We start from the raw sequence: 16,096 nt of genomic DNA on the forward strand, positions 1-16,096 counted from the left end.
CTCTCTCCCCCGCTTCGGAGACTTTGTCCGCTGTCTAGCGGCTGATCGGGTTGCTCCTCAGTGGACGGTAATAATGCCGTTTACGGCCCGCCATTCGGAGGGCTGGATCAGGTGATGATGGGCGACGCGCACCGAATGCAGCGGGCCTTCGATCTCGCGCTCCCAGAAATCGAGGAAATGCTTCAGCGTCGGGAAATCAGGGGCGATATCGTATTCCTGCCAGATATAGAGCTGAAGCAGGCTTCGATGGTCGGGCAGACGGTAGTGGATCTCCGCCGTGGTGAGGCCAAACCCTTGCATCTGGAGCTGAAAGTCCCTGCTGGTCATGCAATCCTTCCTTTCCCAATGAACCTCGGTCTGCAAAACGCCTCGCCTTCCACATAGGTTCCAGCCGCCGCAAGCGGCTCAGGAGACGGACAGATTTGGAAATCCGGCCGGGTCATCGCGCCGGAAACGGCGAATGTGCGAACAATTACAGCGTATTGGCACTCTCAGGCGTCGAGTGCTAAAATTTTTGCATTATCCTCTTGAAAGCTGAAAAAAGCGCGACTAGTTCGTATGCGCGCGATGCCTGATGAAGGGGTCGCGCACCCCGTGCCGGGCCGATATTGCCGGTCCGGTCAGGAGGATGTTCGAAAATCTGTTTGTCCCGAGAGGAGAACGACATGGCGTTCCGTCCATTGCATGACCGCATCCTAGTCCGCCGCATCGAGGTCGACGAAAAGACAGCGGGCGGCATCATCATCCCCGACACCGCCAAGGAGAAGCCGCAGGAGGGCGAGGTCATTGCCGCCGGCCCCGGCGCGCGCGACGACAGCGGCCAGTTGCAGCCGCTCGACGTCAAGGTCGGCGACCGCATTTTGTTCGGCAAATGGTCCGGCACCGAGATCAAACTCAATGGCGAGGATCTGCTCATCATGAAAGAGAGCGACGTGCTGGGCGTGATCGAAGCCACGGGCGAAATGAAGAAGGCTGCCTGAGCGGGGCCTGAACAAGCATTCCAGTCAACGAAAAGCTGCCTATCGAGGAGTGTTCCAATGGCTGCCAAAGATGTGAAATTTCATACCGAAGCCCGCGAGAAGATGTTGCGCGGCGTCGATATCCTTGCCAATGCGGTGAAGGTGACGCTCGGTCCCAAGGGCCGCAACGTTGTCTTGGACAAATCGTTCGGCGCGCCGCGCATCACCAAGGACGGCGTGACGGTGGCGAAAGAGATCGAGCTTGAGGACAAGTTCGAGAACATGGGCGCGCAGATGGTGCGCGAGGTCGCCTCGAAGACCAGCGATACCGCCGGCGACGGCACCACGACCGCGACGATTCTTGCTCAGGCCATCGTCAGGGAAGGGGCCAAGGCCGTCGCTGCCGGCATGAACCCGATGGACCTGAAACGCGGCATCGACAAGGCGGTCGACGCCGTCGTCGCCGACCTGAAATCCAATGCCCGCAAGGTGACCAGGAACGACGAAATCGCCCAGGTCGGCGCCGTCTCTGCCAATGGCGATGCCGAGATCGGCCGCTTCCTCGCCGAGGCGATGGAAAGGGTTGGCAATGAGGGCGTCATCACTGTCGAAGAAGCCAAGACCGCCGAGACCGAGTTGGAAGTGGTCGAAGGCATGCAGTTCGACCGTGGCTATCTCTCGCCTTATTTCATCACCAACCAGGACAAGATGCGCGTCGAACTCGAAGAACCCTATGTGCTGATCCACGAGAAGAAGCTCTCCAACCTCCAGGCCATGCTTCCCGTGCTCGAAGCCGCCGTGCAATCCGGCAAGCCGCTGCTGATCATTGCCGAGGACGTCGAAGGCGAGGCGCTGGCGACGCTTGTCGTCAACAAGCTGCGCGGTGGCCTGAAGGTTGCAGCTGTCAAGGCGCCGGGTTTTGGTGACCGCCGCAAGGCCATGCTCGAAGACATTGCCATCCTGACCGGCGGCACGGCGATCTCGGAAGACCTCGGCATCAAGCTCGAGAACGTCACACTGGAGATGCTCGGCCGCGCCAAGAAGGTGCTGATCGAGAAGGAAAACACCACCATCGTCGACGGCGCCGGCCGCAAGGATGAAATCCAGGCGCGCGTCAGCCAGATCAAGGCGCAGGTCGAGGAAACCACCTCCGACTACGACCGCGAGAAGCTGCAGGAGCGGTTGGCCAAGCTCGCAGGCGGTGTCGCCGTCATCCGTGTCGGCGGCTCGACCGAAATCGAGGTCAAGGAGCGCAAGGATCGCGTCGACGATGCAATGCACGCCACACGCGCGGCGGTCGAGGAAGGTATCCTGCCCGGCGGTGGCGTGGCGCTGCTGAGGGCGGCGAAGGCGCTCGACAATATCGAGGTCGACAATCCGGACCAGAAGACCGGCGTCGAGATCGTGCGTCGCGCGATCGAGGCCCCGGTGCGCCAGATCGCCGAAAATGCCGGCGCCGAAGGTTCGATCATCGTCGGCAAGCTGCGCGAGACGGCCGATTTCGGCTATGGCTGGAACGCGCAGACCAACGAGTTCGGCGACCTCTACAGTCAAGGCGTCATCGACCCGGCCAAGGTCGTACGCACTGCCCTGCAGGGTGCCGCCTCTGTTGCCGGCCTGCTGGTGACGACCGAGGCGATGGTGGCCGAGAAGCCGAAGAAGGAAACGCCCATGCCTCCGATGCCCGGCGGTGGCGGCATGGACTTCTAAGGCTAGGCTTCCAAAGCGCGACTTCGAAACGGCAGATGGACCGTGTCCGCCTTCGTCGCCCTCGCCCGCCGCAACGACCTGCTTGCGCCGCAGACGAGCGGGATGGTTGCCGGCGAGAGCGTTGCTGGCGCGACGGTTGCCGACTGGGCAACGCGCGCACAGCGCGTCAACGCCGGTCTGAGCGGTCGGAGAAGTCGCCAATCTCCCCCTTGAGGGAGAGATGTCGCCGAAGGCGACAGAGAGGGTCGGTACGTCCTGGCGCGACGCCCTGTGGGACGAAAGAGAAGGTTGGCGCTTCACGCGAGGCGCCCCCCTCTGTCCTGCCGGACATCTCCCCCTCAAGGGGGGAGATTACGCGCTCAGCCGCTTTCGCTTGCTAAGCCCGTGGTAGCAGCCGGCGCATGATCAGCGAGGCGTGGCCGCCCACGCCGTGTGCAGCCGGCCGGCGCTCGACGACCTCGAAGCCGTGCTTGCGATAGAAGGCGATTGCGCGGTCGTTGCCCTCGATCACTTCCAGGGCGATGCTGGGAATACCCGCATGCGCGGCAAGAACGGCATGCAGCAGGTCGGCGGCAAGGCCGGTGCCGTACTCGCTTTTGTCTATATGGAGCCGCTCGAGCATGACCTCGCCTTTGTCGTCCATCGCGGCCATCGCATAACCGGCGAGCGAGCCGTCAGCCCGCTCGGCGACGAAGGACATCTTGCTGTCGTCCCTGAGCTCGGCCGCCAGCCGCTCCGGCGCGTGCCTCTCATCCGACAGCCGTGCCGTGGTCTCGGCACCCAGGATCGGCGAATAGGTGTGTCGCCAGGACCCTCCAAGCAGCCGCGACACCGCCGGAACGTCCTGTTCGGTCATGGTTCTTATCTGGGTCATTGGCACCTCGCCTCAGAAACCTGCCCCTTTTGAGCGGAGATGTCCGGCAAGACAGAGAGGTGCTGTCCCGCCGACCCTGCACGGCTGAGTTCAGCGCACATCCGCGCCGGCTACCATGACTATGTGCTGGCAGACATTATCGATATCGCGAATGACGTCGTCGTTCCAGAACCGCAGGATAGTCCAGCCCAGCGCTTCAAGCCGTGCGCTTCTGGTAGCGTCCCATATTGAGGCATCGGCCCGGGCATGCTGGGAGCCATCCAGTTCGACAATCAGCTTTTTGTCCGGGCGGGCAAAATCGACAATATGGCCTGCAATTGGCATCTGCCGCCGAAATGCCAGCCCCATGAGTCGATGCGCCCTGACCTCATTCCAGAGCTTCAGCTCGGCATCCGTCATGGCCTTGCGCATCTTGCGCGCATTGCCGCGGCTACGGGGAGGTACGGGATAGTGATTCACTACTTCTATTCCTCAGCGCGAAACTTGCCCATCTTCTCTATGCTGCGCTTGAACACCTCCCTCTGTCCTGCCGGACATCTCCCCCTCAAGGGGGGAGATTGGCAGCTTCGCCGAAAGTTCTCCCTTCTTTAGAGATTGGCGAAAGCTAGAGCGACGTCCAATCTCCCCCCTTGAGGGGGAGATGTCCGGCAGGACAGAGGGGGGTGCTGGCCCGCCGACCTGGATAGGTATGGCACCTGTATCACCGCCTCACCCGCGATTTCAGCCAGCGATCGAAGGCCACCGCGAGGATGAGGATCAGGCCGATGACGATGCTTTGCGTGTAGGACGAGACGTTGTTGAACTGCAGCCCGTTCTGCAGCACGCCGATCAGCCCTGCACCGACCACCGTGCCGCCGACGCTGCCGATGCCGCCGAACAGCGAGGTGCCGCCGATGACGACCGCCGAGATCACCGTCAGCTCGTAGCCGATGCCGGCGACGGCTTCGGAGGAGTTGAGCCGCGCCGACAAAACGAAGGCGGCAAGGCCGGCGAAGAAGCCGACGATGATGTAGACCGAGATCAGGATGCGGTCGACACGCAGGCCGGAGAGCCGTGCCGCCTCGGCATTGCCGCCGACGGCATAGACCGCGCGGCCGTAACGTGTGTAGCGCAGCACGATATGGCAAAGGATCGCGGCAATCGCGAAGATGATCGCCGGCACCGGCACCGGGCCGATCAGGCCGGTACCGAACCAGCGCATCGAGGCGTCGAAGCCGGAGATCGGGCCGCCATTGGAAATCGTCAAGGTCAGGCCGCGAAACACGGTGAGGCCGCCGAGCGTGACGACGAAGGGCGGCACTTTCAGCCTGGTGATGGCAAAACCCTGGACGCCGCCGGCCATGGCGCCGACGACGACGGCGGCGAGAAGGGCGGCGAACCAGCCGTAGCCTTGCGTGCCAGACGTCGACAGCGACAGCGTGTTGGCGGTGCCGCCTTTGGCCACCACCGCCGCGACCATGCCGCAGAAGGCGAGCAGCGAGCCGACCGACAGATCGATACCGGCCGTCAGGATGACGAAGGTCATGCCGAGCGCGATCAGCCCGGTGATCGAGATCTGGCGCATGATGTTGAACAGGTTGATCGGGTCGATGAAGCTCGGCTTCAGCACGGTGAAGACGACAATCAGCAACGCCAGGAACATCAGCGGGCCGAAGCTCATCAGCAGGCGCGCAAGATTGACGCCGCCGCGCTGGCTTCGTTCGGTCGTGCTGGTCATTGCGTTGCTTCCTGCTTCTGGTCGAGCGCCATCAGTTCCATCAGTTTCTCCTCGGTCGCCTCGATGCCGGGCATCTCGCCGGTAATGCGCCCGCGCCGCATGGTGACGATCCTGTCCGACACCGCAAGCACTTCGGGCAGCTCGGACGAGATCATCATGATGGCGATGCCGCGTGCCGCGAGCTCTACCAGGATCTGGTGCACCTCCGCCTTGGCGCCGACATCGACACCACGCGTCGGTTCATCGACGATCAGCACCTTGGGATCGCGTGCCAGCCAGCGGGCAAGGATGACCTTCTGCTGGTTGCCACCGGACAGTCCCTCGATCGCCTGCTCGGGCGAGGCCATGCGGATCGACAGCGTCTTCCTGTAGTTCGCCAACGCCTCGCGCTCTCGCCGCTCGGCCATGAAGCCGACATTGGAGTAGCGGTCGAGCGCGGCGATCGAGAAATTGGTGAGGATGGCGAGTGCTGCGAAGATTGCCTGGTGCTTGCGGTCTTCCGGAACCAGCCCGATGCCGAGCTCGATGGCGTCGGCGGGTGAGGCGGGCGCGATCGGCTTGCCGTCGAGCATGATGGTGCCGGCTGCAATGCGGTCGGCGCCGAAGAGGGCGCGGGCGAGCTCGGTGCGGCCGGAGCCGACGAGCCCGGCGACGCCGAGGATTTCGCCCGCCTTGAGGTCGAGATCGACGCCTTCGAGCACGATGGCGTGCGGCGCCTGCGGATCGCGCACCGTGCGCAGGCCGCGCACCGAGAGCCGGACGTCGCCGGCGACATCGCGCTGCGTCGGCCTGGCATAGAGCTCGGAAGCGGCACGGCCGACCATCTTCTCGATGATCTTCGGCAACCTGATCGGCCCGCCTTCGCGGTCGAGATGGCCGGCCAGCCTGCCGTCGCGCAGCACCGTCATGCGGTCGCAGATCGCCGATGCCTCCTCTAGCCGGTGGGTGACGAACATGATGGCGACGCCATCCTTGCGCAGCCGGTCCATGATCGACATCAGCCTGTGCACTTCGGTTTCGGTCAGCGCCGAGGTCGGCTCGTCCATGATGATCAAGCGGCTCTTCAGCGATAGCGCGCGGGCGATCTCGACCAGCTGCTGCTCGGCCACCGACAATGCGGAAACCGGCGTCGCCGGGTCGAGGTCGAGACCGACGCGGGCGATGATCGCGCGCGAATCTTGCTCCATTCGCCGCCAACTCACCAGCCCGAACCGGCCGAGCGGCGCGCGGCCGATGAAAATATTCTCCGCCACGGTCAGCGTGGGGATCAGGCTCAGTTCCTGGTAGATGGTGACGATGCCGTGGCGCTTGGCATCCTGCGGATTGTGCGGATTGAATTCGACACCGTCGAAGACGATGCGACCACTGGACGGCGGCATCACGCCGGACAGGATCTTGAGCAGCGTCGATTTGCCGGCGCCGTTCTCGCCGAGCAGGCCGAGTATCTCGCCGGGGCGGACTTCGAGCGAAACGTCGTTCAGCGCGGTGACGCCGGCAAAGCGCTTGGTCACGCCCTCGACGGTGAGCAGGGCGGGAGAGGGCGCGATGGCGGCTGCCTTGGGCAAAGTTTGCTCCTCGATCATTCGGTTGTCACGCAAGGCTGGCGGGGCAGCGCCCCCCTCTGGCCTGCCGGCCATCTCCCCTCAAGTGGGGAGATTGGCAGCTTCATTGGCTTCGCCTCTTCTGCAAGATCGAAAACTAGCGAAAGCCGACGTGACATCCAATCTCCCCCCTTGAGGGGGAGATGGCCGGCAGGCCAGAGGGGGGCTGTCCCGTCGGCTTCGCCTACTTCGTCTCGCCCAGCCTCTCCGCCTTGTCGAGATTGTCCTTGCCGATGACGATCGGCGTCAAAAGCACCAGCTTTTCCTTTGGCTCGGTCTTGTCCCTGGCGTAAGCGACCGCGATCTGCACGGCGGTGCGCGATTGTTCGCCGGGGAATTGCTCGACCGTGCCGGCCAGTTTGCCGTCGCGCACGGCGACCAGCGCTTCGGGAAGCGCGTCGAAGCCATAGATTTTGACGTCGGTGAAGTTGCGCGCCGCGCAGGCTTCAACCGCGCCAAGCGCCATGTCGTCGTTGGCGCAGATGATCGCGTCGGGCTTGCCGTTGGCGGCAAGGCCGGCCTCGGTGACGGACAGCGCCTCGGCGCGGGCGAAGTTGGCGGTCTGCTCGAAGATGATCTGGTACTTGTCCTTCATGGGATCGAGGACGTTGTGCACACCCTTGTTACGGTCGATCGCCGGGCCGGCGCCGGGCTGACCCTGCAGATGGAAGATCTTGGCGCCGTTCGGGAACGCCGCCACCATGGCCTGTGCTTCGGCCTCGCCGCCCTTGACATTGTCGGCGCCGACATGGGCGAGGATGCCTTCGACGCCTTCGACGCGGCGGTCGATGGTGACGACGGGAACGCCGGCCTTGACCGCTTCCTCGATGGCTGGGGCCAGCGCGTTGACGTCGAGCGGCGAGATGACGATGGCGTTGACCTTCTGCACCAGTGCCGCTTCGATATCGGCGGTCTGCTTGGGCGCCGAATTCTGGCCGTCGCTCTCGACCAGGTTGACGCCTTGCGCCTGGGCCTCAGCTTTGATCTGGTTCAGCATGTGCACGAAGAATGGAAAGCCGAGGCTCGGCACCGAACCAAGGATGGTCAGCTTGTCCTGCGCAAAAGCCAGTCGCGGAGCGGCTAGCGCCAAGGCGCCCATCGCCGCCGACGACAGCAGGAATTCACGTCTGTTGATCAATTTAGTCTCCTCCCAGATGAGCGCATGACCCCGAAACCGGAATGGGTTTTCCGGAAGGTTCCTTGCGTCGATTCAAAAATGGAGTGTCCTTTGAGCGCCCAACTCGCTTTGAAGGGACGCACGGCGCTCCAGCCGGTCCACCGCGACGTTCTCCTCCGCTCGGTGCCTGCCGGCGGATGCTAGCCAAGGCCGGAGCTTTGCGCAAGAACGGGGGCAGGCAAGACCTACCGATCGATCATCACCATGGTGCGCTCGCCGTAGCGCGGCCCGGCGACCTTTCCCGGCGCCAGCGCGTCGTCGAGCACTTGCATCTCGGCTGGGTCGAGCCTGATCGAAGCCGCGGCGACGTTCTCCTCGAGGTATTTTCTGCGCTTGGTGCCGGGGATCGGGACGATGTCGATGCCGAAGTCGCTCCCCTTGTGGAGCAGCCAGGCCAGCGCGATCTGACCTGGCTTGACGGGCTTCGCCGCGGCGATGTCGAGTACCGTGGCCGCCGCCCGCATGTTGGCGTCATAGTTGGCGCCCTGGTAGCGCGGATCGCCGCGCCGGTAATCGCCCTCCGGATAGTCTTCGGCGCGCCTGACATCGCCGGTGAGAAAACCGCGGCCGAGCGGCGAGAACGGCACCAGGCCGATGCCGAGCTCTTTCAGCAGCGTAATGATTTCCGGCTCCAGATTGCGCTCCCACAGCGAATATTCGCTCTGCACGGCCGACACCGGATGCACGGCATGCGCCCGGCGGATATTGGCGGCGCCGGCTTCAGAGAGGCCGAAGAAGCGGACCTTGCCCTGAGCGATCAGCTCGCCGACAGCGCCCGCCACATCCTCGATCGGCACCGCCGGATCGACGCGGTGCTGATAGAGGAGGTCGACGTGGTCGGTGGCGAGCCTCCTCAGCGAACCTTCCAAAGCCTCGCGGATATGTTCGGGCCGGCTGTCGCGCTCGGTGCCGACTTGCTTGCCGTTTTCAATGCGGAAGCCGAATTTCGTCGCGATCGTCACCTCATCGCGCCGGCCCTTCAGCGCGCGGCCGAGCAGTTCCTCGTTGGTGAACGGCCCGTACACTTCCGCGGTGTCGAGGAAGGTGCAGCCGAGTTCGATGGCGCGGTGCAGCGTGGCGGTCGATTCCGCCTCGTCGGCCGGGCCGTAGGACTGGCTCATGCCCATGCAGCCGAGACCGATTGCCGAGACTTGCAGCCCCTGGCTGCCGAGTTTGCGCATCGTCACTGTCATGTGAAGCTCTCCGGATCAGCATCGCGTTCCAAGCCGCCAGGGCAATATAGCGCACCGGCTCGATTTCCACAGAGCGGGAGGCGCCACCGCGCGAGGGCTCAGTGCGGCCGCCAAATTGACAGCCGAGCCGCTCTCGGCCATCCTTAAGGCACGCCGCCTTGCGGCTTGTGCGTGAGTAACCAGCATGGCCAGTTCCGTCGCCAGTCAGAAATCCAAGCGCGCCGCGGTGCGGAACGCGCTCGACCGCCACAAGGTGTACATCACTGCGCAGCGTTTTTCGGCCGGCAGCTACAGCGCGCGCGTGCTGGTCGACGGCGAGGCCTATTGGGTCGACGAATTCCGGCTCAGCCAGCTGCAGCAGGGCCTGTCGCCGGCCGAACTCGAATTGACGCCGGCCACCGACGATTGAGCGGCGTGACCTGCCATCCTTCGTCATCCCAGGGCGGAGCAGGAGCTAAGCGACGTCGCGGAGACCCTGGGATCCATGCCGTGACATTGGAGCGCCGCTGCGATGGGATTTTGATGCCGCGCTCGTTGCTTTTGCCCACCACCCGCGCCTAGTCCATGCCAGCTCCTTCGAAGCTCAAGGCTTATCGCGCCAAGCGCGAGTTCACGAGGACGCCGGAACCAGCCGGCGGTCTGGTTGCCGGTGAGGGCAATCGTTTCGTTGTCCACAAGCATCACGCCACCGCCGACCACTACGATCTGCGCCTGCAGGTCGGCGACGTGCTGAAGAGCTGGGCGGTGCCGCGCGGCCCGTCGCTCAACCCCGCCGACAAACGGCTGGCGGTCGAGACCGAGGACCATCCGCTCGAGTATATCGACTTCGAAGGTGTCATTCCCGAGGGCGAATATGGCGGCGGGCCGATGATCGTCTGGGACACCGGCGTCTGGGCGCCGATGGACGATGTCGAGAAGAGCCTGCGCACCGGCTCCTTCAAGTTCCGCCTCGCCGGCGAAAAGCTGAATGGCGGCTGGATGCTGACGCGGCTGAAGCCCAAGCCCGGCGACGATGAGGGCAAGAAGAACTGGCTGCTGTTCAAGGAGCGCGATCTCGCCGCCGACGCCAAGCTCGACATACTGGAAGCCCGGCCGGAAAGCGTCAAATCCGGACGCCGCATCGAGGAGCTGGTGGCAACGCCGAAGCCTGCCGCCAAACCTGCCAGGCCGGTGGTGCTGAAACCCGGCGCTTTGCCGGGCGCCGTCAAGGCGCCGCCGCCTTCCCGGATCGAGCCGCAGCTGACCACGCAGGTTCCGAAGCCGCCGGGCGGCGATGACCCAGCGGCCCGAACGCGCGAAGCCTGGCTGCACGAGATCAAGTTCGACGGCTACCGCACCATGGCGCATGTTTCCGATGGGAAGGTCAGGCTGATCACCCGCGCCGGCCTCGACTGGACGAAGCGCTATGGCGACCTTCCGCTTGCCTTCGCCAGGCTGCCGTGCCGCGAGGCGATCATCGACGGCGAGGTCGTCGCGCTCGACGCCAAGGGCATCAGCCGCTTTGCCCTTTTGCAGGATGCGCTGGCCGAAGGCGCCGGCAACAAGCTCCACTTCTATGCCTTCGACCTTCTCTATCTCGACGGCTGGGACCTGAGGCAAGTGCCGCTCCGCCGGCGCAAGACGCTGCTTTCGCAGCTGCTGTCCGGTCTCGGCGCCAACTCCGCCATCCAGTACAGCGATCACGCCGAGGGCGACGGCCAGGCGCTTTATGACCAGGCATCGGAAATGGGGCTGGAGGGCGTCGTCTCGAAACGTGCTACGGCGGTCTACCAGAGCGGCCGCACCAAGACCTGGACCAAGACCAAGGCGCTTCAGACCGGCGATTTCGTTATCGCCGGCTACACAGTCTCCGATGCGGCCGAGGGGCTGGCCGCACTCGGCCTCGGCGAATTCGAGGATGGCGAATTGCACTATCGCGGCAAGGTCGGCACCGGCTTCGACGCCGCCACCGCCGGCGAGTTGCTGGCGCGGCTGGAGCCGTTGCGCGCCGGGGCATCCGCGCCCGAAGGGGTTCCCCGCGAAATCATGCGCGAGATGAACTGGGTGCGGCCGCTGCTTTCGGCGCATATCCACTACGCCAACCGGACCACCGACAATGCGCTGCGCCATGCCGTGTTCCGCGGCCTGCGCGACGTCGGCCTGTCGACGCCGGTTTCGGCCAAGCGCAAGCGGCTGATCGCCGAGGCCGACCTCGCCACCATCTGGGTGACCAACCCGACGCGACGGCTGTTCGGCAAGACCGGCCCGACCAAGCTCGACATTGCCGTCTATTACGCGCTGGTCGGCGATTTCATGCTGCCGCACATTCTCGGCCGGCCGGTGTCGCTGGTGCGCTGCCCGACCGGCAGGCCGCAGGACTGTTTCTTCCAGCGCCACGCCTTCACCGGCATGCCGTCCTCTGTGGCGACTTTCGAAGCGACCAATTCGGAGGGCGAGACCAAATCCTATCTCTCGGTGGAAGACGCCAAGGGCTATCTGGCGCTGGCGCAGTTCGGTGTCGTCGAGTTCCACACCTGGGGCACCCATCGCACGCGGCTCGACAAGCCGGACCTGATCGTTTTCGACCTCGACCCGGGCGAGGGGATCGCCTGGCGCGAGGTGGTTGAGGCGGCGGTGCACATTAAGGGCGAGCTGGAAGCGCTAGGGCTGGTGCCGTTCGCCAAGACGTCCGGCGGCCACGGCATCCACATATCAGTGCCGGTGACGCAAAAGCAGAACTGGAAGAAATTGCACCAGGCGACCAGCGCCATCTCGACGCATCTTGCCGCCACCGCGCCCGACACTTTCACCACCACCATGGGCAAGGATAACCGCAAGCGGCGTATCTTCATCGATTATCACCGCAATGCGCGCGGCCACACTTCTGCGGCTCCCTATTCGCTGCGCGCCCGCACCAATTTGCCGGCCTCGACGCCGGTGAGCTGGAGCGATCTGGAATCCATCGACGCTCCGCAGGATCTGAATTATTCGTCGCTGCCGGGCCTGCTGGCGACGTCAGGCGATCCCTGGGCCGACATGGAAGATTTCGCCAGGGATTTGCCGCCGGTTGGACCTGAGGCTGGCTGACTGTTGATTCATGTTTCGGGAAACAGCCTCGGGAACAGCGTGTCCAAGGCCTTGGCGGGAAAGCGCAGGGATACCGGCCCTTTGGGCGTCTCGGATTCTAGCAGCCCAAGCGAAATGACATCATTGAAAACCCGCCGCGCGGTCCGCTCGGGCAGTCCGGTAATGCGCGAGATTTCGCCTCGCTCGAATTCGCCGCGTATCAGCGCCTCTTCCAGCAGACGGCTGGCTTCCGGCTTCAACTCGCTGCTTGTAGCGTAGGCGCGAAGACGCTTTGCCAGCGTGGCGAGATCAAAAAGGCCGGACATGAAGGTCACTTGGTCAACACAGACGCGCAGGAACCACAGGGTGAAATCCGCTAGCGCGCGCTGTGAGAGATTGCCTCTGCCGTCGAGATCGCCCTGGCGCGGCATGTCGGCATGATCCATCATGGTCTTGTAGTCTTTGCGACTCTTCAGCCCTCGCGCCAGTCCACGTGAAATCGACCACAATCCATGAGCGGCGATACCTGCCTCATGTGCCATCGCATGGCTCATCAAGCGGCTGACGCGCCCGTTGCCGTCGGGAAATGGATGGATGAAATTGAAGCGATGATGCGCAGCAGGAATGGCGAGTATCCGGCCTGCCTTGCCGAGCTTTGCGAAGCCGTAGCGCGTTTCGAAATAGCACATGAAATCGTCGACGCGGACGCTGGATGGCGGTTGATGCCTGCCGACCGCAACATCGTGCTCAAGTTTCGATCGCCATTCCCCGGGCACCATGAGAAATTCGCGCCCTGCACCCTTGACACGCAGCATGAGTTCCTCGGCATCCCGATAGAATTCCTGATGCAGCCACAGGATGAAGGCGCGGGAAGCCGGATCAGGTAATCGGCCCCGCGCAGCCATCCGGTCGATCTCGGCCTGGAGCCTGACGTGAGTGGCGGCTTCAAGTTGCAGGTTCCGCCGTTCCTCATCCTTGTCGAAATTTCCTGCCAGCGCGCGCTCGATGTCGCGCGGACGCGTGTCATGGCCCTCTATGAGGTTGCTGTAATAGGTATTCATGATGCGCACGAGATCGGCGAGGTTGGCAGCTGTACGGGGATGAAGGCTGCCGCCCAACGTAGCGGACGCCGCCGACAATTCCGCCAGGGCATCCGAGATTTCCTCGGATACTTCCTCCAGACGGGCCGGTTCGATCCGCTGTACGCTTTCTTCCATGGTACGGCTGCCTCCAATTTTTGGCCGATCTTCAGAATTAATAAGTACATAATCATAAATAGTTTTTTTCTAGATTAATAGAAAAATTGGCCGATCATTTGGCCGATTGTCTGCCAGCCGGCCGGCGATCGGTCATGGCCGATCGCAAACGGCGTTATCAGATTGAAACTCCAGCATCAAAGCGGGTCGAGGCACAGGTTTGGCCGATCTTTTGGCCGCTGCACAGAGCCGTCCGGTAGAATGGTGACGGCGGTGCGCCGGTCCGATCTGCAATCCATCGACGCTCCGGAAAATTTGAATTATTCTTCGCCACGGATCCCTTGCCTGCAGGCGGCTCTCAGCGGAGGAAGATTTCGCTAGGGATTTGCCGGTATTGTAAGGGGCAATGTAGGATTTCGGCAGCCCCGTTCGTCCTCCGGACGAATGAACGCTGCGAACAGTTCGACAGCACAAGGCCGCGTAGGAGTATTTCATGGCGCCCAGGGCAAGTTGGAAAGGTTACCTCAAGCTCAGTCTGGTCAGCTGTCCGGTCCGGCTCTATCCGGCGACCAGCGCCAGCGAGCGCATCAGCTTCAACCAGCTGCACAACAAGACGCACAACCGCATCAACATGAAGCCGGTCGACCCCGAACTCGGGCTGGTCGAGCGTTCGGACCTGGTCAAGGGCTACGAATACGAGGACAAGCAGTACATCATCATCGAGGACTCCGATCTCGATGCGGTACGCATCGAATCCAATCATACGATGAACATAGAGGCCTTTGTCGACGAGCATTCGGTCGACGTCATCTATCAGGACGCGCCCTATTACCTGGCGCCGGACGGCGCAATGGCCGAGGAGACCTTCGCCGTGCTGCGCGAAGCGATGCGCAAATCCGGCAAGCTGGCGATCGCCCGCCTGGTGCTGTCCAGCCGCGAGCGCGTGGTGACGATCGGCGCGCGCGAGAACGGCATGTTCGTCTGCACCTTGAGGAATCCGAACGAAGTGCGTGGCACGGCTGAGTATTTCGGCAATATCCCGGCCGGAACCCCCGATCCCGAAATGCTGCAATTGGCCGAGGCGCTGATCAAGCAGAAGGAAACCACCTTCGATCCGAAGAATTACGAGGACCGCTACGAGATCGCGCTGATGGCGATGATCCGCGAGAAGCTGAAGGGCCATAAGCCGATCATCGCGGCGGCGCCTGAGCGCGGCAATGTCATCAATCTCATGGATGCGCTGAAGGCGAGCCTGTCGCAATCGGCCAAGCCGCCGGCCAAGTCCAAGAGCAAGGCCGATGAAACGGCCAAGCCCGCGGCGAAATCCGCCAAGGCCGGCGCCGCCGCGGCCAAGGAAAACCCGCTCAAGGCGAACCTTCTCAAAGCCGTCGGCAAGAGCAAGGCGTGACGGCTCTCGCCGGCACGGTCTTCGGCATCGTCGGCGCGCTGGCCGCCTTTCCGCTCAGGTTGGCGGCGCGCGAGGTCGAGCGCCAGCACGGCGAGTTGCGGCGCGGCGTCACTCGGCGCACCACACATGTCGTGTTGGGCCGCATGTTGCTCGCCAGGGCCGATGATGCCGAGATTGAGCGCCGCGTCGTCACCGAGCGCGCGGCCGGGCGCAAGCTGGTCAGCGAGAACGGCTTCCTGCGCCTGCTCGGCCTGATGAAAGCGCCGGAGGCTTCGGCGCTGTCGCGGCAGTCGCTGATCGACCAGTCGCGGCTGACCGGCGAGGATCTCGACCTTTTGTCGCTGTTCGATGCCTTCGAGCATGATTGCGAACCGTATTCCTTTCGCGACCTGATCCTCGCCCGCAAATATGCCGGGCTGGTTGCCGGCGGCGCCTCATGGGGGGCGATTGCGCGCTCGGTGCACCGGTCGGGCCCGGTCGCCTCGCTCACCGCCAAGTCGCTCGCCGTCGGCTCACAGCATGGGCGGGCCGATGCGATCTATCTCGAGGGCGGCCAGAGCGAACTCGACGGCCAGCTGCTGTTCGATCTGGGAACGCAGGATGACGACACGCTGGAAGAGCTGTTCGCCGATGCCGAGGCGGCGGAAGGGGCTGAAGACCACGAGCAGGCGGCGGCGCTCTACCGGCGCTGCCTGGCCATCGACCCAAGCGATGCCATCGCCGCTTTCAACCGCGCCAACTGCCTGCGCGCCGCCGGCCACGCGGCCGAGGCGGCGCACGACTATGCCCGCGCGATAAAGCTCGATCCCGGCTTCGTCGAGGCCTGGTTCAATCTCGCCGGGCTGATGAGCGAAGAGGGGCGGGTGGCGTCGGCGCGACGGCATTTGCTCAAGGCGATCGCACTCGATCCCAATTATGCCGACGCGGTATTCAACCTTGCGAGGCTGGAGTTCGACGCCGGCAATCTCGCCGAGGCGCGGCGTCGCTGGGTGCGCTACCTCGAACTCGATCCCAACTCCGAATGGGCGCGCACGGCCGCCAAGGGGATACAGTTCGTGGATTTGCAGCTGGCGCGGATGTCGGCGGGGTGAGGTAGTAGCGCCTCCTTCTCCCCTTGTTGTGGGAGAAGGTGGATCGGCGCGCAGCGCCGAGACGGTTGAGGGGTGTTGGAAGAAATGAGGCGTCGGCGTTCCCTGGAACACCCCTCATCCGACCG

The 16,096-nt window shown here is 63.7% G+C and carries 14 protein-coding genes; 6 read left to right on the top strand and 8 right to left on the bottom strand.

The features are described from left to right. Nucleotides 1-57: 57 nt before the first annotated feature. Entirely contained in the window at nucleotides 58-327 is a 270-nt protein-coding gene (locus NKI17_RS13585) for an usg protein (RefSeq protein WP_023718102.1), read from the bottom strand. Nucleotides 328-665: 338 nt separating this feature from the next. On the opposite strand from NKI17_RS13585, the gene NKI17_RS13590 reads away from it, so the two are divergent. Together NKI17_RS13590 and groL are read left to right on the top strand one after the other, a co-directional pair. Next, a complete protein-coding gene (locus NKI17_RS13590; protein ID WP_352457303.1) occupies nucleotides 666-980 on the top strand; it encodes a co-chaperone GroES in 315 nt (104 codons plus the stop codon). A 57-nt stretch (nucleotides 981-1,037) separates the two neighbouring features. Continuing rightward, on the top strand, nucleotides 1,038-2,669 hold the full coding sequence (gene groL / locus NKI17_RS13595) for a chaperonin GroEL (protein ID WP_352569187.1): 1,632 nt from the start codon (nucleotides 1,038-1,040) through the stop codon (nucleotides 2,667-2,669). 376 nt (nucleotides 2,670-3,045) lie between these two features. Here the strand turns inward: groL and NKI17_RS13600 are convergent, their stop codons facing one another. From NKI17_RS13600 to NKI17_RS13625, 6 genes are all read right to left on the bottom strand, one after another. Next, entirely contained in the window at nucleotides 3,046-3,543 is a 498-nt protein-coding gene (locus tag NKI17_RS13600; RefSeq protein ID WP_352906129.1) for a GNAT family N-acetyltransferase, read from the bottom strand. Nucleotides 3,544-3,633: 90 nt separating this feature from the next. After that, the gene (locus NKI17_RS13605; RefSeq protein WP_352906131.1) at nucleotides 3,634-4,002 is read right to left on the bottom strand and encodes an endonuclease domain-containing protein; all 369 of its coding nucleotides are present in this window, start codon (nucleotides 4,000-4,002) and stop codon (nucleotides 3,634-3,636) included. Between the two features lie 241 nt (nucleotides 4,003-4,243). After that, complete coding sequence (locus NKI17_RS13610; protein ID WP_352571364.1) at nucleotides 4,244-5,260, bottom strand: ABC transporter permease; 1,017 nt, start codon at nucleotides 5,258-5,260, stop codon at nucleotides 4,244-4,246. After that, complete coding sequence (locus tag NKI17_RS13615) at nucleotides 5,257-6,825, bottom strand: sugar ABC transporter ATP-binding protein (RefSeq protein ID WP_502894493.1); 1,569 nt, start codon at nucleotides 6,823-6,825, stop codon at nucleotides 5,257-5,259. The genes NKI17_RS13610 and NKI17_RS13615 overlap by 4 nt, the downstream gene beginning before the upstream one ends. Before the next feature lie 220 nt (nucleotides 6,826-7,045). Continuing rightward, nucleotides 7,046-7,996, bottom strand: coding sequence for a substrate-binding domain-containing protein (locus NKI17_RS13620; RefSeq protein WP_023675680.1), 951 nt, complete (start codon nucleotides 7,994-7,996; stop codon nucleotides 7,046-7,048). A gap of 227 nt (nucleotides 7,997-8,223) precedes the next feature. Continuing rightward, nucleotides 8,224-9,231 carry an aldo/keto reductase gene (locus tag NKI17_RS13625; protein WP_352724580.1) on the bottom strand — a complete coding sequence of 336 codons (1,008 nt, stop codon included), beginning with the start codon at nucleotides 9,229-9,231 and terminating at the stop codon, nucleotides 8,224-8,226. Between the two features lie 184 nt (nucleotides 9,232-9,415). Here NKI17_RS13625 and NKI17_RS13630 point away from each other — a divergent pair, with 184 nt between their 5' ends. Further along, nucleotides 9,416-9,640, top strand: a complete 225-nt coding sequence (locus NKI17_RS13630) for a hypothetical protein (RefSeq protein WP_023675682.1) — start codon at nucleotides 9,416-9,418, stop codon at nucleotides 9,638-9,640. A gap of 155 nt (nucleotides 9,641-9,795) precedes the next feature. Further along, a complete protein-coding gene (gene ligD / locus NKI17_RS13635) occupies nucleotides 9,796-12,297 on the top strand; it encodes a DNA ligase D (RefSeq protein WP_352906135.1) in 2,502 nt (833 codons plus the stop codon). A gap of 8 nt (nucleotides 12,298-12,305) precedes the next feature. On the opposite strand, the gene NKI17_RS13640 is transcribed toward ligD, so the two are convergent. Continuing rightward, nucleotides 12,306-13,493, bottom strand: coding sequence for a Fic family protein (locus tag NKI17_RS13640; protein WP_352571360.1), 1,188 nt, complete (start codon nucleotides 13,491-13,493; stop codon nucleotides 12,306-12,308). A gap of 472 nt (nucleotides 13,494-13,965) precedes the next feature. Between NKI17_RS13640 and ku the strand changes: the two genes are divergently transcribed. Further along, entirely contained in the window at nucleotides 13,966-14,880 is a 915-nt protein-coding gene (gene ku, locus NKI17_RS13645; protein ID WP_023675684.1) for a non-homologous end joining protein Ku, read from the top strand. Next, nucleotides 14,877-15,971 carry a tetratricopeptide repeat protein gene (locus NKI17_RS13650; protein WP_352571359.1) on the top strand — a complete coding sequence of 365 codons (1,095 nt, stop codon included), beginning with the start codon at nucleotides 14,877-14,879 and terminating at the stop codon, nucleotides 15,969-15,971. Before ku ends, NKI17_RS13650 begins: the two co-directional genes overlap by 4 nt. The last annotated feature ends 125 nt before the right edge of the window (nucleotides 15,972-16,096 follow it).

It is taken from the genome of Mesorhizobium sp. M0816 (assembly GCF_040320005.1).
Lineage (GTDB): Bacteria > Pseudomonadota > Alphaproteobacteria > Rhizobiales > Rhizobiaceae > Mesorhizobium.